Annotated in this window: 24 protein-coding genes, 1 tRNA gene and 1 riboswitch; of the genes, 7 read left to right on the forward strand and 18 right to left on the reverse strand. The window is 51.9% G+C overall.

Features of this window, described 5'->3' with window-relative positions; translation table 11 throughout:
- Window positions 1–767, reverse strand: a 767-nt coding sequence (locus H3T88_RS02590; protein ID WP_198203423.1) for an ABC transporter ATP-binding protein, incomplete at its 3' end; no start/stop codon positions are given.
- Window positions 768–924: 157 nt separating this feature from the next.
- On the opposite strand from H3T88_RS02590, the gene H3T88_RS02595 reads away from it, so the two are divergent.
- Window positions 925–1,617 (forward strand): response regulator transcription factor, encoded by a 693-nt coding sequence (locus tag H3T88_RS02595; protein ID WP_015022157.1) that lies wholly within the window; start codon window positions 925–927, stop codon window positions 1,615–1,617.
- A 49-nt stretch (window positions 1,618–1,666) separates the two neighbouring features.
- Window positions 1,667–2,581, forward strand: a complete 915-nt coding sequence (locus H3T88_RS02600; protein ID WP_198203424.1) for a sensor histidine kinase — start codon at window positions 1,667–1,669, stop codon at window positions 2,579–2,581.
- Window positions 2,582–2,762: 181 nt separating this feature from the next.
- On the opposite strand, the gene H3T88_RS02605 is transcribed toward H3T88_RS02600, so the two are convergent.
- Together H3T88_RS02605 and H3T88_RS02610 are read right to left on the reverse strand one after the other, a co-directional pair.
- Complete coding sequence (locus H3T88_RS02605) at window positions 2,763–3,812, reverse strand: NAD(P)-dependent alcohol dehydrogenase (RefSeq protein ID WP_015022155.1); 1,050 nt, start codon at window positions 3,810–3,812, stop codon at window positions 2,763–2,765.
- Window positions 3,813–4,084: 272 nt separating this feature from the next.
- Window positions 4,085–5,110 (reverse strand): threonine aldolase family protein, encoded by a 1,026-nt coding sequence (locus H3T88_RS02610; protein ID WP_198203425.1) that lies wholly within the window; start codon window positions 5,108–5,110, stop codon window positions 4,085–4,087.
- Between the two features lie 605 nt (window positions 5,111–5,715).
- Between H3T88_RS02610 and H3T88_RS02615 the strand changes: the two genes are divergently transcribed.
- Window positions 5,716–7,098: a Sau3AI family type II restriction endonuclease gene (locus tag H3T88_RS02615; RefSeq protein WP_198203426.1), complete on the forward strand. Its 1,383-nt coding sequence runs from the start codon at window positions 5,716–5,718 to the stop codon at window positions 7,096–7,098.
- On the opposite strand, the gene dcm is transcribed toward H3T88_RS02615, so the two are convergent.
- The 4 genes from dcm to H3T88_RS02635 all read right to left on the reverse strand — a co-directional run bounded on the left by dcm (window position 7,067) and on the right by H3T88_RS02635 (window position 12,243).
- Window positions 7,067–8,335 (reverse strand): DNA (cytosine-5-)-methyltransferase, encoded by a 1,269-nt coding sequence (gene dcm, locus H3T88_RS02620; protein ID WP_198203427.1) that lies wholly within the window; start codon window positions 8,333–8,335, stop codon window positions 7,067–7,069. The two genes, H3T88_RS02615 and dcm, sit on opposite strands and share 32 nt — an antisense overlap.
- Before the next feature lie 946 nt (window positions 8,336–9,281).
- Window positions 9,282–10,691, reverse strand: coding sequence for an NAD(P)(+) transhydrogenase (Re/Si-specific) subunit beta (locus tag H3T88_RS02625; protein ID WP_198203428.1), 1,410 nt, complete (start codon window positions 10,689–10,691; stop codon window positions 9,282–9,284).
- Window positions 10,688–11,056: an NAD(P) transhydrogenase subunit alpha gene (locus H3T88_RS02630; RefSeq protein ID WP_015022152.1), complete on the reverse strand. Its 369-nt coding sequence runs from the start codon at window positions 11,054–11,056 to the stop codon at window positions 10,688–10,690. Before H3T88_RS02630 ends, H3T88_RS02625 begins: the two co-directional genes overlap by 4 nt.
- Window positions 11,053–12,243, reverse strand: a complete 1,191-nt coding sequence (locus H3T88_RS02635; protein ID WP_198203429.1) for an NAD(P) transhydrogenase subunit alpha — start codon at window positions 12,241–12,243, stop codon at window positions 11,053–11,055. Before H3T88_RS02635 ends, H3T88_RS02630 begins: the two co-directional genes overlap by 4 nt.
- 176 nt (window positions 12,244–12,419) lie before the next feature.
- On the opposite strand from H3T88_RS02635, the gene H3T88_RS02640 reads away from it, so the two are divergent.
- Window positions 12,420–12,578, forward strand: coding sequence for a hypothetical protein (locus H3T88_RS02640; protein ID WP_198203430.1), 159 nt, complete (start codon window positions 12,420–12,422; stop codon window positions 12,576–12,578).
- A gap of 158 nt (window positions 12,579–12,736) precedes the next feature.
- On the opposite strand, the gene H3T88_RS02645 is transcribed toward H3T88_RS02640, so the two are convergent.
- From H3T88_RS02645 to H3T88_RS02655, 3 genes are all read right to left on the reverse strand, one after another.
- The gene (locus H3T88_RS02645; RefSeq protein WP_198203431.1) at window positions 12,737–13,639 is read right to left on the reverse strand and encodes a hypothetical protein; all 903 of its coding nucleotides are present in this window, start codon (window positions 13,637–13,639) and stop codon (window positions 12,737–12,739) included.
- A 351-nt stretch (window positions 13,640–13,990) separates the two neighbouring features.
- Window positions 13,991–14,452: an ACT domain-containing protein gene (locus H3T88_RS08890; RefSeq protein ID WP_442859977.1), complete on the reverse strand. Its 462-nt coding sequence runs from the start codon at window positions 14,450–14,452 to the stop codon at window positions 13,991–13,993.
- The gene (locus H3T88_RS02655) at window positions 14,341–14,640 is read right to left on the reverse strand and encodes a hypothetical protein (protein WP_198203433.1); all 300 of its coding nucleotides are present in this window, start codon (window positions 14,638–14,640) and stop codon (window positions 14,341–14,343) included. The genes H3T88_RS08890 and H3T88_RS02655 overlap by 112 nt, the downstream gene beginning before the upstream one ends.
- Window positions 14,641–14,670: 30 nt before the next feature.
- Window positions 14,671–14,731: riboswitch (guanidine-III (ykkC-III) riboswitch) on the reverse strand.
- A gap of 146 nt (window positions 14,732–14,877) precedes the next feature.
- Here H3T88_RS02655 and H3T88_RS02660 point away from each other — a divergent pair.
- Entirely contained in the window at window positions 14,878–15,264 is a 387-nt protein-coding gene (locus H3T88_RS02660) for an aldo/keto reductase (protein ID WP_198203434.1), read from the forward strand.
- Between the two features lie 209 nt (window positions 15,265–15,473).
- Here H3T88_RS02660 and H3T88_RS02665 read toward each other — a convergent pair whose 3' ends face one another.
- Together H3T88_RS02665 and H3T88_RS02670 are read right to left on the reverse strand one after the other, a co-directional pair.
- Window positions 15,474–15,893 carry an NAD(P)H-dependent oxidoreductase gene (locus H3T88_RS02665; protein ID WP_198203435.1) on the reverse strand — a complete coding sequence of 140 codons (420 nt, stop codon included), beginning with the start codon at window positions 15,891–15,893 and terminating at the stop codon, window positions 15,474–15,476.
- A gap of 147 nt (window positions 15,894–16,040) precedes the next feature.
- Window positions 16,041–16,367, reverse strand: a complete 327-nt coding sequence (locus H3T88_RS02670) for a carboxymuconolactone decarboxylase family protein (protein ID WP_198203436.1) — start codon at window positions 16,365–16,367, stop codon at window positions 16,041–16,043.
- 329 nt (window positions 16,368–16,696) lie between these two features.
- On the opposite strand from H3T88_RS02670, the gene H3T88_RS02675 reads away from it, so the two are divergent.
- The gene (locus tag H3T88_RS02675) at window positions 16,697–17,080 is read left to right on the forward strand and encodes a VOC family protein (RefSeq protein ID WP_198203437.1); all 384 of its coding nucleotides are present in this window, start codon (window positions 16,697–16,699) and stop codon (window positions 17,078–17,080) included.
- A gap of 115 nt (window positions 17,081–17,195) precedes the next feature.
- Here H3T88_RS02675 and H3T88_RS02680 read toward each other — a convergent pair whose 3' ends face one another.
- A complete protein-coding gene (locus tag H3T88_RS02680) occupies window positions 17,196–18,116 on the reverse strand; it encodes a LysR family transcriptional regulator (RefSeq protein WP_198203438.1) in 921 nt (306 codons plus the stop codon).
- A 228-nt stretch (window positions 18,117–18,344) separates the two neighbouring features.
- Here H3T88_RS02680 and H3T88_RS02685 point away from each other — a divergent pair, with 228 nt between their 5' ends.
- Window positions 18,345–20,804: a DNA cytosine methyltransferase gene (locus tag H3T88_RS02685; protein ID WP_198203439.1), complete on the forward strand. Its 2,460-nt coding sequence runs from the start codon at window positions 18,345–18,347 to the stop codon at window positions 20,802–20,804.
- Window position 20,805: 1 nt separating this feature from the next.
- Here the strand turns inward: H3T88_RS02685 and H3T88_RS02690 are convergent, their stop codons facing one another.
- The 5 genes from H3T88_RS02690 to H3T88_RS02710 form a co-directional block, all read right to left on the reverse strand.
- Window positions 20,806–21,993: a hypothetical protein gene (locus H3T88_RS02690; RefSeq protein ID WP_198203440.1), complete on the reverse strand. Its 1,188-nt coding sequence runs from the start codon at window positions 21,991–21,993 to the stop codon at window positions 20,806–20,808.
- A 638-nt stretch (window positions 21,994–22,631) separates the two neighbouring features.
- Window positions 22,632–22,704, reverse strand: a tRNA-His gene (locus H3T88_RS02695).
- A 121-nt stretch (window positions 22,705–22,825) separates the two neighbouring features.
- Window positions 22,826–23,284, reverse strand: a complete 459-nt coding sequence (locus H3T88_RS02700) for an ASCH domain-containing protein (RefSeq protein ID WP_198203441.1) — start codon at window positions 23,282–23,284, stop codon at window positions 22,826–22,828.
- Entirely contained in the window at window positions 23,274–23,849 is a 576-nt protein-coding gene (locus H3T88_RS02705) for a DNA-deoxyinosine glycosylase (protein ID WP_198203442.1), read from the reverse strand. Before H3T88_RS02705 ends, H3T88_RS02700 begins: the two co-directional genes overlap by 11 nt.
- Window positions 23,846–24,844, reverse strand: a complete 999-nt coding sequence (locus H3T88_RS02710) for a YwiC-like family protein (protein WP_198203443.1) — start codon at window positions 24,842–24,844, stop codon at window positions 23,846–23,848. Before H3T88_RS02710 ends, H3T88_RS02705 begins: the two co-directional genes overlap by 4 nt.
- Window positions 24,845–24,890: the final 46 nt, after the last annotated feature.

A 24,890-nucleotide genomic window follows, 5' to 3' on the forward strand; every position in this document is an offset into this window, starting at 1 on the left:
GGGTCGTCAAGGACTTGGAAGGGGCCGATTCCCCGGCGATCCAGGATCATGGCGGCCCTGGAGCTCTGGTCCACGTCTATCAACAGTCCATTTTGATTGATCCGGTCCAGTTCATCCTTGTTTACTTCCTTGATCAGGCGACCGTGGCTGATGAACCCGAACCGGGAGGAGACCAGGTAGAGTTCGCTCAGAATGTGACTGGAGATGAGGATGGTCGTCTGGCGCTCCTTGTTGAGCCTGTCCAGGAGTGTTCTGAATTCCATGATTCCTCCCGGGTCCAGGCCGTTGATGGGTTCGTCCAGAATCAGGAAATCGGGTCGGGTGAGGATGGCCATGGCCAACCCCAGGCGCTGACGCTGGCCCAGAGAGAGGTGACCGGCACGAGTCTTGGCCTTTTCGCTCAGGCCGACGAAGTCGATGGTCTGAGTGATGGCCTTGTCGTCGGTCAGCCCGTGCTGGATGGCTGTCAGTTCCATGTTCTGGCTGACGGTGAGTTTTTTAAAGGCGGCCGGAGCCTCAATGATCGAGCCTATTCTGCTTAGTATCCGGCTGTCCTTGCCAATTGTGTGCCCCATCAGCCTTATGGTTCCCTCCTGGATGGGGGAGAGCCCGGTGATCAGACGCATAAGAGTGGTTTTGCCGGCGCCGTTCTCACCGATCAGCCCGTAGACCTCGCCCTTGTTTATGGAAAGGCTGACATCGTCCAGTGCCTGAAAGCGTCCGAACCGTTTGCTGGCATGGCTAATATCCAGAATGGTATCGTCCATGGGGTTCCTTTCTCTATGTCGCTATCAGAGAATCTAAAGTGCCTTTCTTAATTGCATGGCTAAGAAATCATTAAGAATTGCATAAATCCGCTTGGGCGAGACCGGCCTCGTTAGGTGGCTTCAGTAACATGAGAGTGACCTGCGAAAGGAAGACAGTATGCCGACGATTCTGGTCGTGGAGGATCAGGAGGACATCCAGTCCCTGCTCAAGGATGTGCTGGGCGAGACCTACAGGATTATCCAGGCGACGACGGGCGCCCAGGCCTTGGCCCGCTTTCAGCAGGAGGAACCCGACCTGATCCTTCTGGATCTGATGCTCCCTGTAGTCACCGGGGACAGCGTCCTCAAGGCCATTCGGCATATGTCGTCGGTGCCGGTCATCATCCTCACGGCCATTCAGGATAAGACCAGAACCGTCAGCCTCCTGGAGCAGGGCGCCAATGATTATGTGACCAAGCCTTTCGACATTGACGAGCTCCGCGCTCGTGTCCAGGTCCAGCTGCGCCAATCCGGGGCACTGAAAGCCGATGCGGATGCAGCAGGTGAATCCGACGCCAAGATTTGTTTTCAGGGGATCGAGCTGGACCGGATGGAGCACACGGTCAGCGTTGATGGGCACAGGGTCGAACTGGCACGCAAGGAATTCGCCATCCTTGAGCTTCTGATGGACCATCCACATCGGGTCTTCGAGAAGGAGGACCTCTACAGGCAGGTTTGGAACCAGCCATACATCAATGCCGAGAATACTCTCAATGTGCACCTGAGCACCTTGCGGACCAGTCTGAACAGATACGCCGGCAGTCAGCGCTACATCGTGTCGGTCTGGGGCATCGGCGTTCGCCTGGTCTGAATTCGGATGGAAGAAAGAACGATGAATAAGGGTCGTCGGAGGTGAATCCGTGAAGGTGGCCGCACTTGTTTTGGGTCTTGTCGCCCTCGCCCTGGCGATTGGCCTGATAATGCTGATTGTCGACCTCAAACGGATCAGTGACGATCTGGACTTCATCAACCATGCCGACACTAACGCCTTGGTAACCACTGGGTCCAATATCGGGCTCATCCGCACTCTGGCGGATAGGATCAATGCCGTTCTGAACAAGACCAGGCGGCTGCAGATCACCCAGGCTGAGCAGAACAAGCAAGTCCGGCAGATGCTGACCAACCTAACCCATGACATCAAGACCCCGCTGACCGTGGCCAGGGGATACGCCCAGCTGCTCAAGGAGGGATCGGCTGATCAGGAGCAATTGGGTAAGATCCTCAACAACCTGCAATCGGTGGATCACTATCTGCATTACCTGATGGATTTCAATCTGATACAGGAGAAGAGCGTGAGCCTGGATCTGACCAGGGTGAACCTATCGGCATTGGTTCAGCAGGAGCTCTTCAATGCCTTCGATTCTCTGACCGCGCGGTCCGTCACGGTGGAGCCCAGAATTCAAACTGGTGTGGAAATTACGACGGATCAGATCATGATGAGTCGAATAATTCAGAACCTGATTGGCAACTGGCTCAAGTATGCGGAGGAATCAGCCTGGGTGGACCTGCACAAGAGTGAAGATGGACGAATTCATTTGGACTTCGGCAACAAAACTACGGGCGAAGCAGTCGATGTGGACAGGCTCATGGAACGGTTCCAGACCGATGACCAGTCACGTACCAAGATCAGAAGCACAGGTCTGGGTCTGAGCATCGTTGATTCCCTGGTGGATTCGCTCAGCGGCTCCATGAGGCTGGAATCTGCCGACGGTATTTTCCTGGTCCACTTGTTGTTGGGTGATGCTCTGCAATCGAAGGAACTGTATATAACGTAGGCTTGAGGGAGCTTGGTAAGATGCTGTGGCCGGTCACGGTCTTCACGACAAGACCGTGACCGGCCATCAGCGCATGTAGGCGGAGAATGGGGTCAGCACATGAATCTGACAGCACCTAAATCTGATTGTGCTTAAATCCGGCCGACAGATGAGCTGCTTCTCCGTCTACAATCAGGGGAAATCAGGCCTTGGTGTGGGGCACTATAACAGCCCTGGCCGAGAGCTTGTTGTCGACCAGCTTGTGGTAGGCATCCAGGGCATTATCCAGTGAGTAGGTTTCGATTTCGGTCTCGATCTGGCCGTTGCGATACATGTTGGCCACATCGTAGAGCTCAGGGATGGAACCCCAGTAAACACCAAGCAGCTCCTGCTCCCAGGGCTTGGAGTACCAGTCGTATTCCGCCTTGCCGCCGGCGATGCCGACCACGGTCACCCGGGATCCCGGGCCGCCCGAAGCCTGTGCGGCAGCAATGGTCGGGGCCACACCCACGAAATCGAAGGCGGCGTCCACGCCCTCCCCGTGGGTGATCTTCCTGATGTTCTCCACCTGGTGCTCGTCGCTGACCACGGGGATGGCACCCTTGGCCTCAGCCTTGGCCAGGGCCTCTGGCTTGGTATCGGTGGCGATCACGGTGGCGCCGGTCAGGGCGTGAAGAATCTGAATGGCGATCTGGCCAAGTCCACCCAGGCCAATGACCAGAGCGTACTTTCCGCCGCCGTTCAGGTGGGGCATGGCAGCCCTGATGGCGTGGTATGGGGTCAGGGCAGCGTCAGCCAGAGGTGCAGCGCCGATGGGATCCGCATCGCCCAGGGGCACCAGGTTGCGGGCTGGGACGGTCATGTATTCGGCCATGCCGCCGTCGCGACCCAGACCCAGGGCCAGTGATTTATTGGTTGCAGCGCTGGAGCAGTAGTTCTCCTGGCCGGCTACGCAGTGAGGGCAGTGGCCGCATCCGGTGGGACCATAGACGATGTAGGCATCGCCCTTCTTGAAGCCCGTGACATCGGGTCCTACCTCTTCGACCCAACCAGTGGTCTCATGCCCCAGAATGAAGGGCGGCTTGGTGTGGCTGCCGGTTTCGGGGGTGTAGTCCTGGAAGACGGAGACGTCGGAATGGCAGCAACCTGCACCAGCCACCTTGAGGAGAACCTCGCCGCTCCCGGGAGTCGGCTCCGGCACTTCCTTGAGGGTGGGGAAGGTGTTGAATTCTTCGAAAACAACGGCTTTCATAAGTTTCCTTTCATCGTTGAAGCATTTCTGCCCTTATGTTCAGGGCGGGGGTATCTGCATCAGCATCGGTGCAATAAAAATCTTAACCAAAGATAATCATGTACTCACCCGAACGAGTGTGATATGTCCAACACTGTGGGACTGGTCGTGTTCAGAGGGCGGATGAAAAGTATATGTGTGTATATATATACGAATACCCCTCCCCAAAGGATGATCAGCAGGGGAGAGTTGGCAGGATGACCTTGGTTGCCGGGGTTTAGCTTGAGTGGCTTTTACAGCAGATTGATCAGAGCCTGGGTGTCCTCGACGGTTGTCGCCCAGGAGGTTGCCAGTCGGATTACCGTGTGGGCGGCATCGCTGCGTTCCCAGAAGTCGAAGGCGACCTGCCTGGACAGTTCCTCCATACGCTCATTGTCCAGGCGGACGAAGGTCTGATTGGTGGGGGAGTCCATGACAATCTGATACCCTTTCTCCCGCAGGGCCTTTTTGATCATCGCTGCTGTCTGGATGGCGTTGCGGCTGATTCGTGAGTAGAGGTCGTCGGTAAAGAGGGCATCGAACTGTACCCCAAGGAGCCTTCCCTTGGCCAGGAGGGCTCCCCTTCTTTTGATCATGGTGCTGAAATGCTCGGGGGCATTCCCCTTGGGGAAGACCACCGCTTCGCCGCAGAGTGCGCCCACCTTGGTACCTCCGATGTAGAAGACGTCGCAGAGACGGGCTATGTCCGTCAGGTCGACGTCGGTTCCAGGCGCGACCAGTCCGTATCCCAGCCTGGCCCCGTCCAGGTAGAGCGGAATCTTGTATTCTTGACAGATTTGTGAGAGGTCTTCCAGCTCCTGGCGGGTGTAGAGGGTCCCATACTCGGTGGGGTGGGAAATGTAGACCATACCTGGGAAGACCATCTGCTCATGGTTTCCGTCGGCGTAGAAGCAATCCAGGAAGGTATTGAGATCATCTGCACGAATCTTGCCCTGTTCTCCTGGGATGGTCAGGACCTTATGACCTATGGCTTCTATGGCGCCGGCCTCGTGGACGTTGACGTGGCCCGTGTCCGCAGCGACCACTCCCTGGTAGGACTTCAGCAGGCAGGAGGTGACGACCTGGTTGGTCTGGGTCCCACCAGCCAGGAAATAGACCTGCGCTTGCGGGCAGCCACAGGCGTAGGCGATCTTCTGAGCGGCGGAGAGGCAGTACCGATCCTTGCCGTAGCCGGCAAGGTGCTCCATGTTGGTATCAATCAGCCGTTGCAAGACTTCGGGGTGGGCACCCTCGGAATAGTCGTTGACGAATGACAGCATAAATATCCTTTCTGAGGACCGTACCCGTGTATGCCTTATGGTACACGTAAATTGAATTCCAACTCCCTGTATGAGCTCTTCTTTCATGCTGGTTCGGAGCATTGGCGCGTAATCAGAGAGGTTGGTGCGTGAGGTTGCGAAGATGAGGTCAAATGCAGCGAAGATTTGATCCAAACTGGGGCAAATCCAAGTATTGATGATTGAATTTTGCTCGTTGTCTCCACTTCTCGTTCAGTTGAAGAAAAGTCGCCAATGATGAAGACCTAAACAGTAATTATGACGGTAGCAACTGTGAGCACCCGGCTCTTACTGTTAGTCGGGCTTCTCCCGTCCTTTTCGTGCTAGAGGGAGTAAATCCAATAAGTTAGGAAACACGTACGAATATCAGAGAGGGTTGTATTCATAACAGGGAGAAAAATAGGCAAGGTACATGCTGATCATCTAGAGCAGTCATGAAGAAGACATTGCTACCGGAGACAGAAGTTACACGTCTTCTCTTTACCAAGTGGTATCTGATAGAAACGGGCATAATATTACATAAACCCGTCTGCCAGTTCCTTTACCACCAGGATAGTGCGTTACTGAAGTAAGTATACTTTTGACACATGGCAGAGAAGCAGGGACAAGTACCATATGATGACAGTAATGTCAGCAGCATTGAAGAGTATGCCAAGCGTATTGTAAATAAAACATTGAGAGAAGCTTTGGATTTGCCCCCGGATGCCACACCCAAGGGTAGCGGAGGCAAGGGGGCCATGGGCGAGACTGTCGAAGAGTACTACTTTCGCATTAAAAACAACAATGTTCAAGGTCCCGATTTTCCAAAAGTCGGTGTTGAGCTCAAGACTACAGGTTTGAGATACGATGCCCACAACAAGCCTTGTGCCAAGGAACGACTTGCTATAACTAACATTAACTGGATGACGATTCTCAACGAGGATTTCAAGAAGAGCCATCTTATGGATAAGATGTCGAAGATTCTCCTTCTGGCCTACGACTATGACCCAGGTAGCGACAGCGTTTTGGATATGAGATTCAGACTGGCCACCATGTGGGGTGTGCCGGAACGAGATAAGCCTCAGATGCTGGCGGACTGGAATACGGTTCTCGCAAAAGTGAGGAATGGGGACGCAGATAAGGTAAGCGGCCGTGACACCGTTTACCTTGAAGCTGCAACTACCGGTTCCGGTCACGGGAAAAAATATCCGCAACCCAAATCGGACCGGTGCGCCAAGCCAAGAAGGTGGGCGCTGAAATCATCCTACATGACCACGGTCATCAATCAGCTCTTCCAAAAGAATAAGTACGCTCCAATCAAGAGGGAAAAGGACGAGGAGAATCTGACCCTTCACCAGTTGGTGAAGGCGAGATTCCACCCTTACATGGGAAAAACGAAGAAAGAGCTGAAATCCATCCTGCAAATCTCCGCAAGTGAGCGTGCTAAGAACTATTACGCGATAATAACAAAGAAAATCCTCGGTATAGGTACTGATAAGAGCATAGAGGAATTCGACAAGGCCGGTATCATGGTGCGCACAATCAGGCGGAGCCACACAGGACGTGTCAAAGAGTCACTTTCACTTCCTGCAATGGACTATAAGAAAGTAGCCTGCACTGATTGGGAGGACAGCAAACTATACGGATACATGACCACTCCCTACCTGTTTGTCGTCTTCAGGCAGTGTGAGGAGCACGGACCCCTGTTTTTGTCGCAGTTGGTGTGGTGGACGCCAACGGACGAGGACTTAGCTGAAGCTCAGCGAGTCTACATGACAACGAAACAGCACATCCTATCCAATGATTATGATCACTTTCCTGGCATCAAGGGTTTGGATGGTAAGGGTTCGCATATACACGTGCGCCCTCACGCCACGAAAGGTGAGACTTGTCTTACCCCACAGGGAACTAGGGAGACAAAGAAATCTTTCTGGATTACGAACAAATATGTTCAGCAAATCATCGACCAGGCATTAGACGACCTGCAATGACTTTGCCAATCCTGTGGGGGATTCCAGTGACAAGAGCATTGCCCATACAGAAAGCCCTGTGCCCGTCGCTCATTCCGTCATCTGTCCAGCCCCGTGGGAACATTTGCAGCTGGTCGAGTTCATCTGGTACCAGCCTTCTGAGCCTGCCGTCCTGCTCGACAACATGCTTCATGCGACTGGCCCCCTTACCGCCTTCACCTGTCAGAATGGTCCGGCTGGGTTTGTCCAAAGAATCTGGAAAGGTGACGGGCCCTTCGGCGTAAGTGTATTCAAAACCTGACTTCGCCTCCCGCTTTTCCTTTTTTGCGCCCTTCAAATATGACCATTTCGATAGGGAGCCTTCGTCAATCCAGAACTGCGGTGGAACATCTTGCGCAGGTACAAGGATGTCTCCTAAGACAGTTTTTTGGCCAGCATACACGGCTTCTACCCGTTCGCTGAATACGACACCGCCTTGCATTACGCCTGCATTCCGGAAGAGCGAAGTCTTCGAATTGATGCCGAATCGTTTGGTTACATCATAGGGGTCATCGTTGATACGAAATGTACCTGAATCTTTTTTCCCGGAAGGCTCTGCCGGAAAGGCTTCCGCCATGATTCCGCTGCTGTGCAGACGAGTCGAGAGGTCCCATGTACTCCGGGTGAGTTCTGCGAAGATGTAGACCCTCCTCCTCCGTTGAGGCATCCCATAATCTGCAGCATTTATCACTCTCCATTCGACCGAGTAACCAAGTCGGGACAAGCAGGAAAGAATGATGGCAAAATCTCGTCCACGCTGGGTAGATGGTGATTTCAACAGCCTATCCACGTTCTCGAGCAACAAAAGACGTGGTCTACGTTTCTCTAAAAGTGTATTTATGCTCCACCAGAGGACGCCTTTTTTGCCCTCTATGCCTGAAGATTGAGAAAGAGGCTTAGCCACGCTGTAATCCTGGCATGGAAAGCCGCCGACAAGCATGTCGAATTGTGGGATATCGACTTCTCCCTTGTCGACTTTCCTGAGTACTTCGGCTATATCTTCATTAACGCAGGATCCAGTTCCGAAGCGGTCCTCATAGCAGCGCCATGCAAATTGCTTGGCTTTGCTGCCATTGGGCTCCCACTGGTTGGCCCAGACGGTCTGGAAAGGGCCGGCGGCTTCCATGTGAAATTCGGGATGGTCGGGATTGTTGTAACCATCCAGGCCCAGACGAAATCCGCCCACACCCGCGAACAGTTCAACCACCCTGATGGACATAGACGCACCAACTTACTTCCAAGGAATCTCTGACACATCAATGATACGGGGATTTGTCGATTTGATCAACCTGTAGCGGTTCTCGGGAGCGTCGAACGTCTGTTCGATAAAGACTAAGTTGAGACGAAAATGGGTATGAGGTTTTTCCAATAAAAGTTGACAAAATGTTCATATTTTGCTGCTAGTCAACAGCTATCGTCAACATTGCGGCCTGACCATATATGTTGCCGATTGTTCTGAATAGTTGCGTGGGTTGCACTGAGTCCAACGGTCTTCTCATGCCACCTACTAAAAATCCGGTTTCCTTGCCTTCTTTGGATGTATCCGTGCAGATACATCTTACTGCTCACCATCGCGGACAGTTCCAGCCTATCGTTACATTTCAAAGTAACTGTTTTATGCAAGTATCGCAAAGTCTGGGAGCAATACTCTTTAAATTTAAATCAGACCGTATGAGGATAATCAACATGCTTAAATGTCAAATAGTGCAGTTCGGTGACTTTAAATATCATCCGAAGTTAGATATGGAAACCACGGGCTTAGCCGGCTTCAATAATCGAGTGCGAGGTCCAATACATATGGAGTGTGAACATACGTCGATTTGCGATGCTTGAGTTTTCTTAATTGGAAAACTCTTTGAGAATTTACCAGATATGTATCGCAAGTTAGCCCAAGCTAGCATAGATTTGCGCTGGGCAAGCTACGTATTACCTGGGATTTGTATGCGACTTGTGATTGTAGCGCTTTCGCTGAAATCAAGATTTATCCAGTTACAAGCTGAGCTGTCGTTTCAGAAATTTTATGTACTATTCTCTAATTTGGCGGCAAAGCATCTATGAGCAATTTGGAATGTAAAAATTAGCATGTAGGTCCATCTTGCTCGATGACAATAGGCTCCGGACCAGCCAAGCCGATCCGGAGCCATGGTTCTCACTACAGCATATGCTCAGGCGATGAGTTCCTTGACCGATGCAATGATCGCCTGAAGGCTGACCTTGGCATCATTGAAGAGCATCTGCGTATTTGGGTTGAAGTACAGCTCGTTTTCGATGCCTGCATAGCCCTTGCCGCGACCTCGCTTGAGGACGACAACATGCTGGGCCTTGTCAACGTCCAGGATGGGCATGCCCGAGACTGCAGTCCCTGGCCGGCGTGCAGCCGGGTTGGTCACGTCATTGGCACCGACAACCAAGGCAACATTGGCTGATGGGAACTGGGGATTGATGTCGTCTAGGTCGATCAATTCTTCATAGGGAACGTTGGCCTCGGCCAAGAGGACGTTCATGTGTCCGGGCATACGGCCGGCCACCGGATGGATGGCATAGGATACATCCACGCCACGCCCCTTGAGCAGTTCGCCCAGGTCGGCCAGTTCACGCTGGGCCTGGGCCTGAGCCAGACCAAAGCCGGGGACGAAGATGACCTTGTCGGCATAGACCAGCTGAACGGCTACATCGTCGGGTGTGGTCTCCCTCATGGTTCCTTGGGCGCTCGAATCCTGGGCGGCACTGGTCGAGGAGCTCCCGAATCCTCCTGCCAGGACGCTCAGGAGCGGCCGGTTCATGGCTTGGGCCATCAGGACGGACAGGGTGGCACCTGCTGCGCCGACCAAAGCGCCTGCCACGATCAGAGCCACATTGTCAATGGCCAGGCCGTTCATGGCTACAGCTGTGCCAGTGCAGGCGTTCAAAACAGAGATGACCACTGGCATGTCGGCACCGCCGATGGGGATGACGAAGACCAGTCCGTAGCCTAGGGCGAAGATGGCTGTGAGGATGGCCCATAGGGTCCGATTGACAGGATTCAGGCAGAGCATGACCAGGCAAAGGACCATCAATAAAGCGAAAAGCACATTCCAGACGGCCTTTGCTGGCAGCTTCAGGTTTTTGATCAGGCTGATGCCCTGGAGCTTGCCGGCAGCTATCAGGGAGCCGGTGAAGGTGATGGAACCGATGACCACGCCCAGGCCGGCGGTGATCAGCACCACCAGAGTCGGGGCGCCCTCAGAAGTCAGTATGTCGTTCAGAGCGACCAGGGCTGCAGCGCCGCCGCCGACCGTGTTGAAGACGGAAACCAGCTGAGGCATGTCCGTCATTTTCACCTTCTTGGCCGAGTAGACCCCCGCTGCGGATCCGATCAGAATGCCGAGCACGAGCAGAACGATGGCCAGGGAAGAGGTGAAACCGGTGGCGAACAGGTGGATGAAGGCCATGGCCACGGCGATGACCATGCCTGCGGCTGAAATCCGATTGCCTGTACGGGCCGTCTTGGGGGAATTCATGTAGTGCAAGCCCATGACGAACATGACCGAGGAAAGGAGGTAGACGAACCAGGTGATGATGTCGAGGGTATTCACTTGTCGGCTCCCTCGTTCTTGGCGGTCTGAGTCGTGACGGACGAAGCCTGTTCGTCCTGGCTGGCCTTATCCTTCCCCTTGTCGGGTTTTGAGGACTTGAACATTTCCAGCATCCTGTCGGTCACCACGTAGCCGCCCACCACGTTCATGGCGCCAAGGACGGCAGCCAGGAATATAAGTACGTAGGAAAGCGGAGAGTGTGCCTCCGCCGCGATGATGACCACCCCGACGATCACAATGCCATGAATGGAGTTGGCACCCGACATGAGCGGTGTGTGAAGCGTGGCCGGAACCTTGCCAATCACCTCCACGCCAATCAGCAGGGCCAGAATGAAAAGCGTAATTGCTATGACCAAAGAATTCATTGCTCTTGACCTTTCTCCCCGGTCTCTTCGGCATCTGGAACATCCGCGCTTCCATGTGTGCCGGATTCGGCTGCTCCAGTTACAATCAGTGCTTGGTCAATCTCGTCATCCGCCTTGATACTGAGCGCGCCATCGCGAAGGAAGTGCACCAGCACGTCCGCTACATTTCTGGACAGAAGGTTGGAGGCCGTCGTGGCTACGCCGCTGGCCAGGTATGGTGCCCCGATCATGATGACACCCTTGTCGGTGGTCCTGGTCCCTACCTGTGAACCCTCGACATTGCCGCCCAAGTCGCTGGCAGCGCAATCCACGACCACGGCTCCGGGATGCAGGTTGGCCACACCCTTGGCGCTCAGGAGGCGGGGAGGTTTTCCGCCTGGAACCTTGGCCGTGGTGATGACCACATCGAAGCCCGCCGCTTTGGCATCCACCGCAGCCTGCTGCTGGGCCTGCTCCTGATCGGTCAGCTGGCGCGCATAGCCGCCCTGGCCCTGTCCCTTGGAAAAGTCCAATCCCAGGTCGAGGAACTTGGCTCCCAAGGATTCCACCTCCTGCCTGGAAGCGGGTCTGACATCATAGGCGGTGACCACGGCTCCCAGACGTTTTGCGGTCCCGATGGCCTGCAGGCCTGCAATCCCCGCGCCCAGGACCAGGACCTTGGCCGGTCGGATGGTTCCCGCTGCAGTGGTCATCATGGGGAAGAAGGATCCATATGCATCGGCAGCCACCAGTGCCGCCTTGTATCCCATGACCGAGTTCTGCGAGGTCATCTCATCCATGGACTGGGCGGAGCTGAGCTGTCGGGGGAGGCGCTCCATAGCGATTCCTGTAAGCCCGGCCGCCTCCAAGGACTTGATGTAGTCGCTGTCGCTCAAAGACCCCAGCATGCCGATGATCCATGTTCCGGCTGGAATCCGCTTCAGCAAGGAGCTATCAGGTCTGTTGACAAAACCCAGGACCTGTGATTTGGATAGGACGGTGTTCCTGTCGGTGATTATGGCTCCCGTCTGCTGGTAGTCCTCATCCCGGAAGCCGGCTTGGGCCCCGGCCCCGGACTCCAGTAGGCAGGTAATATCTTGCCTGGTCAGCCGGGTCACGATGTCAGGCGTCAGAGCCACGCGCGACTCCTCCTTGTCTGTCTCCTTGAGGACCCCGAAGGTTACGTGAGGTTGTTCTGGTCCACTCATGTCTTTCCTTTTCCAAGCACAACTGTGTGTGAGTAATTTCATCAATGATTCTAGTGGCTGATTGTTGCCACTGGGAGGTCAACATAACTGTTATGCAAATGTGTTTTATAGGTATCAGCCGGGGAGAAACCAAGTTCAAGGCACCTTGCAAGGTACCTGGCTAAAGAGGATGAAAAGTGGAAAAAGTAAAAAGCCATACTCGCCTAGTTGTGACCATGCAGCTCACGGATTGTCTGAAGAGTGGTTTTGCGGTTTTCATGCCGGATTTTTATGAGCCGGTTGGCATGGTTCATGGCATTGCGGTCCGTGTCAATCTGCAGCAGGAGGGGACATGATCATGCAAAGGGTGCCACGCATCTTCAAGAAGGACGAGCGGCACCCTGAGGCTGAAGACCATGTCGAACAGAACGTCGTGGCAATTTCACATCCACGGCCGGCCATTTGGCCTTTCTGGCCTTCCGTGCCATTTCAGATCCATGCTCGCCGCAGTGCCTTATTCCTTTCCTTCGTGTTGATCGTTCGCCGCAGGGTCCTTTGGCTTGGACTGCAGTGGATTGTGATGGTAGATAAGGGCGAAGGCTGCTAGGGTCTCGATCATGCTGGCGATGATCCAGGCTATGACGATGGCGTTCTGATGTTTGCCGACTGTTCCCATGCGGGTGAAGATAAAGACATCCATGATGAAGGTCTGCAGAACCAGAAGGACCGTCGCCACAACTACCGTCCTGGTGTGCCTGTCCGCCTTCGTTCCTTCTTCCTCTGGTTTGCCGGGAGACTTGAAGCTGGCGTAGGAGAGGAGCCAGATGCCGATTCCGAAGAGGACAGCGGCAAGAGGCAGGGAGAAGAAGATCGGCATGGTGCTTAGGCTGAGGCCCAGAGCCGCGACCAGGACTGCCGAGGCCAGGCCAAGATAGAAGGAATCATGGTTCTTCGCCTTGTGCGGTTTAGGTAAGCTGGCAACGCTCGTCGGCTGAGATGGCTTGTCGACAGGCTTACTGGGTTGATTCGGCTTGTCGTCAGGGGAGGGGCTATGCCCTTTGTCTGGATGGCCGGCTTGCACATGGCTGGCGGTTAGAGCCTGTTCCTGCTTATTTTCCGTTTCAGGTTTGCCATGTTCGGCGTTCTTGCTGGATGAATCCCTGCCTTCCTTCTCGCCTGTTTGTCCTGATGCAGGCTTGGGGGCATTTTCTGTCGGGCTTTCCTTTCTGACGTTCGTATTCTCCACTGGTTTTGGCATGCGGTTCTTGTCATTCATTGTTGATTGTTGGGAACTTTCCCGGGTGCCGTTGCTCCGCGAGGAGTTGCCCTCGTACCTCTTTTGCTGGTTATCGGGCATCCGCGATTCCTCATGCCTGCCTTGGTTCTTATTCGCATGCTCGTTTCGATTGTTGCTCATCTGACCCTCCAGGCTTGTTCTTCCCCTTTACTTGTGGCAGGTCATCTGGCGGCCTGCCCATTTTCAGGAAGCAACCTCCGTTGAGGCCAGTGTATGTGTCCTTTTCTCGTAAAAGTGGCATTGACCAGCACTAAGTCAGCATCATTTTGATATCGACTTTTGCGGGTGAAGTGCTGGATTCGTTGCAGTGTATTCAAAGACGAAAGACGTTTGTTTATGGACGTGCAGTATCAGCGGTCATATTCTAAACTTCGACTCTTGGCTATGCTGCTTTTTCACTCTCACGTCTTTTTATTCCTCAGCACGTTCTTTCTGCAGAAGGAGTATTTTGTGCCGCTATGCTGCTGTGTGTCAATCAGAAGATTGTATATCCTGACTTGTCGAGGGCACCCAGGGCGGCAGGGAAGTCATCGGTCTTGGTAAGGACATAGTCTGTGTTGCAGTGGAGACGGCGAAAATACCTATGCCCTTGTCTGCCAGAATTGTTGCAATCGGCGCCATGATGCCAATGAGCGAAAAATCGAGAATACCTTGGATGCGGAAGGCCCGCCAGCCGTCGCTGCGTTCCAGGGTCTGGCTGGGAACAATGTCGGCTGGGCAGACCAATGAAGTCTCTTGGTCGGTTCGCCCCGTAAAAACATAAGGTGAGTTCAGATCAATCTCTGTGTACTTAGCAACTTTGCAGACAGTCAGCTTCGCTTCTATAAGCTGGATGCAGATGCCTTGCCCTTGCCTTGTCGCTGAGCTGCAATTCTTGGTCGTAAGTAACTTGCTTTTTGAGTAGGAACGGGTGAAGGCGTATAGCGCAACCAAAGCCCATCCGCATTCGAGGGCAGAAAGGTCCGCTGCCGGTTAGACAGGGCATCGACTGCCAGCAAGCTTGCGCCGGCAAGGTTCAAAACAAGGTTGACTTTACTGCTGCCGGGCAGACCTAGCAGTTGCCGCGAAGCAAAGGCCATGAGCAGCAGTAAAAATCCAATAAGTTGAATCGGCATGAACAAACCAACCACATCCTTCCACGAGTTACCCAATGAGCGTCGTCGTCAATCCGGGTACGGCGCCTCTCGTTCGGGGAAGGGATGCTTCCGGAAGACACCGGAGCACCACTGTCAGGGGGCCGAAGGTCTGATGCGCCGCATATGCAGAAGATGAATGGGCAGCCATATACTGCAGGTATTGTACTGTTTTCCCACACTTTGTTAGATTGCAGGAGGGCATCACCAAGGAGACGACAGCGCATGGAAGATCTGTACGAGCAAGGCCGAGTTCGTGGCATTGGAGTCTGCAATTTCCTGCCTGACCGGCTGATCGATTTGATTCTTTCCAGCAGAATCGCTCCCATAGTCCATCAGATAGAGCTGCATCCTTTCACCCAGCAGATCCCACTTCGAAAGGTCATGGCCGAGCAGGGGGGGGGCGTACCCACGGCCTGGGCACTTCTGACTGATGGTCGTCGGGGTATTTTCGATAATCCTGTCCTTAGACGTATTGGTCAGCCCCATAGCAAGACCCCGGCCCAGATGGTATTGCGTTGGCTGACCCGGCAGAGGATATGCGCCATCCCGAAATCCGTGCATGAGGAACGGATTCACGAGAACCACAATATTGTAGATTTTCAGTCTTGATGATGACGATATGCATGACATCAGGGCTATGGATACGGGAGGGCCGCTCATTCTTGTTGATGTGGATACGCCTGAGGAGGCTACACGTCTGCACGTGATATATTATACACAGTGACTGAGGTCCGCTGAGCCGATAAGAAAAGGGCACCCGCACCTGAAGATTCCAGTGTGGGCGCCCTCGTCTTGACGTCAGAGATTGTCGCTGAGGCCTATTGTGCTGGCCAGTCGTCTTGCAGACAGCTCAAATAATTCTTGGCTGCCTTTTCCAGGCTCTGATCGCTCATGCCGGAGCTAACGCCGGTCAGAATGAAAGGCTTCCGATAGACAGTTCCGATGAGATTGCTGGTAGCTTTGAACGGAGCCAGGAGCTCGTCGACTGTATAGCCGAATTCACCCTCATGGTCATAGTTCTCTCCAGCAGAGCCGACCGAGACGGCAAGCATGAGTTCCTTGCCTTTCATGGCGTCGCCATGGGTACCATAGGCCCATCCGTAGGTGAGCACCAGGTCTTCCCACTCCTTGAGCAGCGGAGGGCAGCTGTACCAATAGATGGGAAACTGCCATACCAGACGGTCACAGCCTTTGACGAATGCTTGCTCGCCAGGAATGTCGATTTGGCCTGAGCGCAAGGCAGCATATTCGTCCCGGACCAGGATACCCTCATCATCATGCCCTTGGCTTCCCGCATCAGGCGGGCGTTGATCCGTGAGGCTTCCATATGGGGGTGGAAGACGAGGACTGCCGTCTTGGCGTTTTGCTTCGTGCCTTAATCACCTTCAGCCGTCATTTTGCCAGATTTGCTTGGCGCGGTTGAAAGCCGACCAGGCCTTCGGCCAGCCTGCGTAGAAGGCCAGATGGGTGATTTCCGCTGCTATCTCGTCCTTGGTGATGCCGTTCTTTTTCCCGATGTTCAGGTGAGCGTCGAGCTGTTCTGCGCTACCCATGGCAATCAATGCGGCTATGGTGATCATGCTTCTGTCATGCGCGGACAGTGCTTGTTCATCATCCCAGACTTCGCCGAATAGAACATCGTCATTCAGAACTGCGAACTGAGGAGCGAATTCGCCCAACTGCTCTCTTCCTGCTGTTTGCTTTGTGGCCATGCTGTTGCCTTCCTTGCTGACTGTATGATCGCCCAAGACCCCCTGGCGTCAGCCGGCATGCGCAGATTCACTTCCATCTTGGATGTGAACGGCAACAGTCTTAGGCTCTTGAAGTGATATGTATAATACCGATTGCTTATATGTTGGTATTCGTTTTTTGCATGGGTCTATCGTGGAGCTTTCACCCGATTGGTTTCTTCTTGGCTCTGGTATGGGTCTTATCTGTTGTGACAACGGATCGTTTTTTTTTTGCTGACCCTCAATGCCATTTTTTCGCATGTGTGCGCCTAGGCTGCCTTTTGGGTTATTCAGCGATGGGAGTTGAGGGAATGAGAGTCACTGCTTTGGATCATCTGGTCATCACAGTACGGGATGTCGACGCGACCTGCGCGTTTTACCGTGATGTGCTGGGCATGCAGGTGCAGGCGTTCGGCGATGGGCGGTTAGCACTGAAATTCGGCCAGCAGAAGATCAACATTCACGAGGCCGGCCATGAGATTGACCCCAAGGCGGATAGGCCTACGCCTGGCTCGGCTGATTTGTGTCTGCTCGTGGAGGATTCGCTGGATGATGTGGTTACCGCGCTTCATGAGCATCATGTTGACTATCTGGGTCCGGTCAACCGGACTGGCGCCCATGGGGCCATCACCTCGGTGTATGTCAGGGACCCGGATAGGAACCTGATCGAGCTTTCCAGATACGACCAGGACTGATACTAGGCAGGAGCCGGATACGTCAGCACGTGCATCCTTGCGGCTAGATTCTCTGAGCCGGTGGTTCGATAAGTGCAGGCTGGGTTTCGTGTTTCTGTTTATATTTCGAGTCGCATCATAGCGTTTTCCCGGCTTCTGCCGATTTGCAGGTGTTTTCTGTTCCAATCTGCCTTCGTAGTATTCCCAGGTAACGACTCGCCGCCGATGAAAAATGTCTATTGCTCTTCCAAACCAGGTTCACTCTTGTTCTAAGTTCAGGCACCAGAGGTTTGAAGACCAGATTCGAGTCTTCGGTCAGATTGATGATCCGGTCCAGGCAGAGCGCGTAACCGCATCCTTCACTGACGAATAGTGACGCGTTGAAGAGCATGTTGTAGGTTCCTACAACATGCAGTTCGTGCTCCGAGAAGGAACTCCACCCGTTGAATTCTCTGTCGAACCTGACTTGCCGCGAGAGCAGGAGGGGTATCTGCTCAAGATCTTCCTGGCGGATGCCATCATGGTTGGCCAACGTGGAGTCCTTGCGCATGAGCAACCCCCATCTGTCGGCTGTAGGCAAGCTGATATAGGAGTATTTGGTGTTGTCCGAGGGCTCAAATAGCAGGCCAAAATCCAGAAGCCCTGATTCCAATTGATCTGTTACGGCCTGACCATTGCCGCTGAAAATGTGGAACTTTACCTGAGGATATTGCTGCAGCATGCACTCTGCGGCCCTGGCCAGGAAGCGCACGGCTTCTGTTTCCCCTGCCCCGATGTAGACGTTGCCGTTGATTGGCTTGTCCATGCTTGTGAGCTCAGCTTCAGTACGGTCGGCCATGAGCACGATCTCGCGTGCTCGGTCGCGCAGCAGTTCCCCTGCTGGAGTCAGCGTGATTGTGCGGCTTCCGCGGTCAAAGAGTTTGTGCCCTAGATGCTCTTCCAGATCTTTTATCTGCCTAGACAGGGATGGCTGGGATATGCTCAGGTACTCAGCTGCCCCAGTGATGCTTCCCTCTTCAACGATGGCCAGGAAATACCTCAGCACCCGTAAATACATTCTGTATTCAACTATGCAATTTGATATGATGATAAGCGTAGTATAAAACCACTTTGTTTAAATAACCTAAGTGGTTTCCTCGAACGACGGCGACTCTAATTCATGTAAACTCCTGCTCCAAGATGCCGTGGAAAGGCATAATTTCACATAGTGTGAGTGAATAAAGAGATGAAGGACAAAAAGCAAAACGCTGATGTAAATTTCCTTCTTATGCTGTATTGTTGACCTATGAATTCAGTTAAAGCGGAAAACTCATATATTAGCCTATTCAGCTCGGGAGGTATTGGCGACATTGGCTTTCATGATGAGCATTTCTTCTGCATAGCTTCAGCTGAATTGTTATCTAAACGAATCGAAATACAAAGAATCAATCACATTGCAGATGACAATAGATTGATATGTGGCGATTTACTGTTACCAGGTCCATTCGAAACTGTGTTATCTCTCGCAGAGAACTATATGGAAGAGAAACAGCAGCCTATTACCGCTGTAATTGCTACTCCTCCATGTCAGGGGATGTCTGTTGCGAACCATAAAAAGGGCGATGAGCTGAAAAGAAATTCGCTTGTGGTACGGTCGATAGAACTTATTCAAAAGGTTAAGCCTCTAGTTTTCATATTTGAAAATGTTCCGGCGTTTATGAAGACTATATGTACTGGCCAAGATGGAATTAATCGTCCGATTAAGGATGAAATCGAATCAGACTTGGGTGCTACTTATGAATTTTATTCGCATGTGTTGCAGCTGAGCAACTATGGTTCTCCGTCAAGCCGTACCCGATCTCTTACCATTGGAGTGCGCAACGATATCACATGGGTAACTCCTTTGGATTTGTTTCCGAGTAAGAAAAGTGCGCCTACGCTGCGTGATCTAATCGGAGATCTTCCCCGATTGACGGAAATGGGGCAAAGCTCAGAGGGGGATGTGCTGCATTCTTTCAGACCGTATAATAAAGAGATGCGGTCATGGATTCATGATTTAAAAGAAGGACATTCTGCTTTTGAAAATAAGGACCCACTTAAGAGGCCACATAGAGTAGTTGATGGCAAAGTTATTCAGAATGTGCAGAAAAATGGTGATAAGTATAGACGTGTTCCTTGGGATGCTGTGGCTCCGTGCGTGCATACGCGGAATGATATCCTGGCAAGCCAGAATACGATTCACCCAGAAGATGATCGGGTTTTCAGTATCCGAGAATTAATGAGAATGATGGGCGTTCGCGATGATTATCATTGGTTCGATTCGCAGACGGATGCAGGTTCATGCGCTTGTATGAGCGAATTAAAAAATCACGCATTAAATATTAGACAGTGTCTCGGTGAAGCCATACCAGTGCCTGTGACGCAATCGATAGCACGTCACATCAGTAAAGCTCTTACACCATTTCTCAGGTTTTCGTCACAACGACCTAGACGCGCACATGTTTCTAACTGGGCAAGTGAAGCACAAAAATGTGCTTACGTCGAAGTTTCAGAATTGCGCAAAAAAAGTTTGTCTGCTTATTATACAGAACCCTTGATCGCCTTTTCAGTCGTTAAGCGATCGTTAGCAGAATATAAGGAGAATCGAAATAAAGCGATTAAGATTCTGGAGCCTTCTTGCGGAAGCGGCGTGTTTATTCAGATACTGAATCAGTTTGCTGAGTTTTACCCGATAGATTTGGATTGCTTAGATATCGATGCAGAAGTCATAAAGCAAGTGAAAAAAAGATTCCAAACCTCAAATAACTTTATTAATTTGACGATATGTCGAAAAGATTTTCTCAAAGATTGCAGCGAGATGATTCATGATTTCGATTTAATAATTGGGAATCCTCCTTTTGGGCGCAGGAAGTTGGATAAGAACAGTGCTTGGGGAAAAGATCCGGAGCTGTCTGTTAGGTTCTTAAGGAAAGCGGTCTCGTTAGCCGAGAGAGTAGCTTTCGTATTACCCAAAGCATTTTTACACGCAGCCTATTACCAAGATATACGTAACACAATTGCATCTATGACTGATGTACGACATATATTAGATTTCGGTGAATTCACATTTCATGATGCTAAAATTGAAACAATAGGTTTAGTCATAGAAGTGGTAAGCGATTATAGAAAAGGGAAAAATCTCTTAAAAATTAAATCATGGCCGCAAGAGTGTATGGCGGCAGGGCCATCTGAATATTATCTAGATTGCCGATTCCCAACATGGATCATTTATCGGAATAGCCAATTTGACAAAACTGTTGAGTTATTAAAGTTAGGTGTATTTAGAGCATGGAGAGATAGGAGGATTAGCCGACGACTTGCTGTATCTAGCGGGATAAGAGTACTACGCGGGAGAAACATCGGAATGAACGGTCACTTAGAGCACGATTCAAGAGACTACAAAGTTTCGAAATCTACTGCAGACAGTGTTTCGTCATCTATAGCAAGATTACCTGGAAACAGCAAATTCTTGGCTCCTAATCTGTCGTATAACCCTCGGGTTATAGAATTCGAAAGTGGCAAAAGTGCAGTCCCTGATGGGAGTTGTGCGGTCCTGTATGGAGATTTGAACCCCGAGTCTTCTCGAACTTTCTTATCATTCGCAGACAGCAAGCAATTCCAATCTTTTTATAGGATAGCTTGTAATTATTCTACGAGATCTATCAATATAGACTCTTGTTTAGTTTATTGGTGGGGAGTGCCCAAAAACCCGGAAAAAATACACTAATTTAGTCCACATGATTGATTATTGCGTCTCGCAGAGACTTATACGTCGGCTTAAGATCTTGTAGACCCCAACCAACTTCAAGGACCTTTACGAAACCACTATAAGTGTACATTCCATCTCTTTCAAGAACACTCTTTTTGATGGTTTCCAGTTTTTGTGATAAGCAAACACGCTGAAAGGATAAATCAATCTTATGTGTATTTCCATCAGGATGAGCTTGCCCAAGATGCTGGCCAGGTGTGAGTGCAATCATATTTTCGGGTATTTCAGCTAAAGTAGGGTAAGAATGGACTGGGAAAATGTGGTGGATATGCGTAGCTTTCCCCAAGGAAGAATCAGGAATTTCCGAAATTTGTCTCTGGTATGTCTTGACTTTAAGCATTACAGCGTCTTTGAGATGCCTGTGCAATTCATATTCTGCGCCGCTCTTTGATTGTTGAATATACTCTTGGCGAGTCATTTGTTTGGGTTTCTTCGAAGCAATATCTCTCCAATTTGGTTTGTTATAGATGAGGTCTATGTTTGTTGGTGGACAATCCATTACACGACCTCTCTTGATTCCTGGAATCAGTAATGCATAGGCTGTTAGATTAATTACCTTTGGAAAAATTCGTCCTGCCTCAACTTCGGGATGTGCGCTACCTTTGCTGCCTAATGACATGGTATTTATTAAGAGATTCGTGAATTGTTTTTTCAAGTTATCCATGTCTTCTTGTTTATGCTGACTGTCTGCATATGTCGTGATATATTGCCACCAATTAAATTTTTTTAGCACCCACTCGATGTATTGAATTAGAAAAACTCTACATTGGTTTTCATCACCGGCTATGCGTTGAAGCACTCCAGAATTTTGTACCGAGTATATTCTTTTCCTATCTTGCAGTGAAGAACTCAAAACGCCTGAGTAAGCTAGGACATTTAGGTTCTGGGCAATGAATTTGTCATACTCATCGTTTGCTTTTTTGTCACTCAAAGGCGGTTTGCCATACTGCCTGGTAAGAGCACTGTTCAGCGAGAGGCACTTTTGTATATCGAACCGAGAGAAAACAGTATGAGTAGGTGCAGTGTAGTGTGCGGCGTCTGCTATTTGGGCCAAATTATCATATGTTACCTTTTGATCAAACCACCGAACCCCACCAGCATTAGAAGAAGTAAATGACATTGTATACGCCGCTTTGTGTTTCATCATTTGATTTCCTTTTTACAGATACTATTTTAGCTCATATTCAGTTTACACATATCTGATTTGCGAATTGAATTGTAATTCGGAATTATTTACCATTTAAAAGTAAAAATCAGGAAAGACTTTTTCTCTTGACACGGGCAGGATTAATCAAATCTCTTGTACAAATAACTGATAGCTGCTAACCAATGGTTCTATTGAAAGACGGTGTTCGACTTATTTCGTGACGATTGTTCGAAACGCATTTTCTGATTCAGAAATATTGGACAATCCCCAGCATCTAATTCATCAGCTGTTCATAACTATCATCGTCTCTCGAGCGGCAAAGGTCTTGATTTCCGAACGTCATATCTTGGCACTGTAAGGTCGTGTCAGAGAAATAAGAATCTGATTAAGGAACATCATGGATACCGCTATATATTTAGCAAATCCAAAGCTAGCAACGTGGAAAAAGCAGCAATTTAGCATTCCAGTTTCGGCGAGATCAAAAGCAGCTCATGGAAGCAAAATTGTGGAGAATTAGAATGAGGCCGGAGATCGTTATAGCAATTAAAGACATTTGATTGGTCTGGGTAAAAAGCAGCTCGAATTCCTATTGGAACAAGGCATATCTAAAGCTGAAAATAATACAAACATCTAGCGGGGGTGGCTAACGCGGCTCGAACGCGCGACCTCCTGAACCACAATCAGGTGCTCTACCGACTGAGCTATAGCCACCATGATGAACCAACCCGCGATGCGGATCAATGCAACAGATGAAACTATACACGATGGCATGACATGGCACGCCGGTGATGTGTGACTCATGCGATAAAAGCCACGTTTTGTCTTTAGGCCTTCAGTTCACGACCATGGCCTCTACATGAAAAGTCTCCAGCACCACCGGGGTCTGATCATCGACGTTGAAGTCACGATCATCCAGTGCCTGTCGCATATTCTCCGAGGTCCAGAAAGACTCATGCGCCAAGCGCCACTCAGGAAAGCTTTTGTAGTCTTCTCCTTCATTCAGAACATGCTGCAATATGACCAGGCCGAGTCGGTTCACGCCGACTGAGGCATATCGAAGGACGGCAAGATGCTGGTCATCTGAGTTCAACAGAACCGTTCGTCGGCCGGAGGCGAGGAGCTGCTCGTGATCATGGATGAACTTTGCCATCAGGCTGGTCGTAGCAGTTTTGCGCCCATCCAGGATTACTTCCACCAGGCAATCACGTTCTGGACCAGGGAAGGCGAATTCACCCTTGGGAAGATTCGCAACATCTTGGGCTTTGACCGTTGGTATTTGCCTATTTGCCATGGTCGTTGTGATTGTCTTGTCTGTTAGGCTCTATGTCTTCGAGCGCTTTTCTTATGGGTTGGTAGGCCTTGATCAGATCGGTAAGACTCATAGCAGCATTGGCGGGGCTGGTGGATGGCAGGTTGATCATCGGTCGGTACCTCTTCTCCTGCAGGTTCGGCAGGCAGTAGCGATGGTAGAGCTGACCGGCTTTGCGTCCTGTAGTGAATATGGTGTCGATAGGCGCACGGTCCAGCAAGCCGGCGATGTCGGTAGGAACGACATTGGTGATAGAAGCATCGGAGGCGCCGTGGATGTCGCATTCTTGGATGACATCCCATAGTGCTATGCGGTGATTGAGAGCGAACCGTACGCGGACAGACGGATCAGGCTCCGGAACAGGCTGGTCGAAGAGTGCGGCCAGCACGGGCCAGAAGCGGTTGCGCGGAAACATGTAGTAGAAGCCAGCCTCGCGCGAACTCGGGCTGGGTATGGATCCAAGGATCAGTACACGGGACTGTTCATCCCAAACAGGCCCGAACCCATGGGTGACGTGGGTGACATGTGTGGCCAAACCTGCAGTCATGCGCCGAGCAGGCTTGTCAGAGCCGCAGTCATCACGTCAGCCTGAGCGATCACCAGGATGAAGACCAGCAGGCTGGTGGCGCATTCGACCAGTCCCACATACAGAATGGGGATGCGGCGCCGACGGGAGATTGCGGGCAGCAGGGCCGCACGCACCAGCAGAACCAGGGCGGTCAACAAAGGCCACCACCCTGCGTTGCGCACCATGGCGATCCCGATCAGGCAGAGGGCCAGGTTCCAAGCCAGCGAAAGCAGGTAGCACCAAGTCTTGCCGCGCTCGCGGATCATAGTCTTGACGAAGATGACCGAACCGAACTGGGTCACAGCGAAGACAGCTGCACTGACCACTCCGATCGATGGCAGGGCGGCGCTAGGGAAAAATCCGCTGGCGAAGCAGTCCACAGCAGGATTCGGTTGGCACCCGAAGTAACCGGTGTTTGCGCCTTCCAGTCCTGGTCCCGACTGCTGGAATCGCGACCCCAGGGAGACGGCGATCAGACAGAGCGTGCAGGCCGCAATCACGACCACGGCATCGTTCCACCAGGAGCGTTCCGCGCGCATCCAGGCGGCAGCGAAGTTCAGCACGCCCAGCACCAGGTAGAGCGGGGCCCATCGCAGGAGCCCGGGGGTGCCGATCAATAGGATCAGACCGGCCACGGCCGTGAGCAGAGCATATCCCAGAGCTGGCGGCGCGAATCTGGCAGCCCGATGCGAGACCATCCATCTCGAGCCAGTGAACTCAAAGCAGTAGCAGAAAGCCCAGGCGACCATGAGCAGCAGGCTCCTCCAGGTCGGGCCTCCGACCAGCAGCCCAGCCAAGCCCGGCATCAAGGCCATGGCCCAGCCGCCTATCTGGTCGGGTATCCATAGGCGCCGCCACTGCCGTCCCTTGGATCCTGGTCCGGTCGGTTTTGCCGAATTGCGGGCTTGAGGGCTTGGTCTGCTGCCGTTTGATCCGGCCGCCTTGCCCTTGTCTGCGTCTGTAAGCATACTCATCAGCCTACGCCACGGTATGGCAGTCGCTGCCTCTTCCGTAATGCCG

It is taken from the genome of Bifidobacterium sp. W8110 (genome assembly GCF_016101375.1).
Lineage (GTDB): Bacteria > Actinomycetota > Actinomycetes > Actinomycetales > Bifidobacteriaceae > Bombiscardovia > Bombiscardovia asteroides.

Coding starts and splice junctions, on each gene's coding strand:
- H3T88_RS02690 (WP_198203440.1), bottom strand. CDS start 21,993: ATGATGAAACACAAAGCGGCGTATACAATGTCATTTACTTCTTCTAAT.
- H3T88_RS02700 (WP_198203441.1), bottom strand. CDS start 23,284: ATGGCAAATAGGCAAATACCAACGGTCAAAGCCCAAGATGTTGCGAAT.
- H3T88_RS02670 (WP_198203436.1), bottom strand. CDS start 16,367: ATGGCCACAAAGCAAACAGCAGGAAGAGAGCAGTTGGGCGAATTCGCT.
- H3T88_RS02680 (WP_198203438.1), bottom strand. CDS start 18,116: ATGTATTTACGGGTGCTGAGGTATTTCCTGGCCATCGTTGAAGAGGGA.
- H3T88_RS02660 (WP_198203434.1), top strand. CDS start 14,878: ATGGAAGATCTGTACGAGCAAGGCCGAGTTCGTGGCATTGGAGTCTGC.
- H3T88_RS02630 (WP_015022152.1), bottom strand. CDS start 11,056: ATGAATTCTTTGGTCATAGCAATTACGCTTTTCATTCTGGCCCTGCTG.
- H3T88_RS02610 (WP_198203425.1), bottom strand. CDS start 5,110: ATGCTGTCATTCGTCAACGACTATTCCGAGGGTGCCCACCCCGAAGTC.
- H3T88_RS02710 (WP_198203443.1), bottom strand. CDS start 24,844: ATGAGTATGCTTACAGACGCAGACAAGGGCAAGGCGGCCGGATCAAAC.
- H3T88_RS02685 (WP_198203439.1), top strand. CDS start 18,345: ATGAATTCAGTTAAAGCGGAAAACTCATATATTAGCCTATTCAGCTCG.
- H3T88_RS02615 (WP_198203426.1), top strand. CDS start 5,716: ATGGCAGAGAAGCAGGGACAAGTACCATATGATGACAGTAATGTCAGC.
- H3T88_RS02595 (WP_015022157.1), top strand. CDS start 925: ATGCCGACGATTCTGGTCGTGGAGGATCAGGAGGACATCCAGTCCCTG.
- H3T88_RS02645 (WP_198203431.1), bottom strand. CDS start 13,639: ATGAGCAACAATCGAAACGAGCATGCGAATAAGAACCAAGGCAGGCAT.
- H3T88_RS02635 (WP_198203429.1), bottom strand. CDS start 12,243: ATGAGTGGACCAGAACAACCTCACGTAACCTTCGGGGTCCTCAAGGAG.
- dcm (WP_198203427.1), bottom strand. CDS start 8,335: ATGTCCATCAGGGTGGTTGAACTGTTCGCGGGTGTGGGCGGATTTCGT.
- H3T88_RS02705 (WP_198203442.1), bottom strand. CDS start 23,849: ATGACTGCAGGTTTGGCCACACATGTCACCCACGTCACCCATGGGTTC.
- H3T88_RS02675 (WP_198203437.1), top strand. CDS start 16,697: ATGAGAGTCACTGCTTTGGATCATCTGGTCATCACAGTACGGGATGTC.
- H3T88_RS02605 (WP_015022155.1), bottom strand. CDS start 3,812: ATGAAAGCCGTTGTTTTCGAAGAATTCAACACCTTCCCCACCCTCAAG.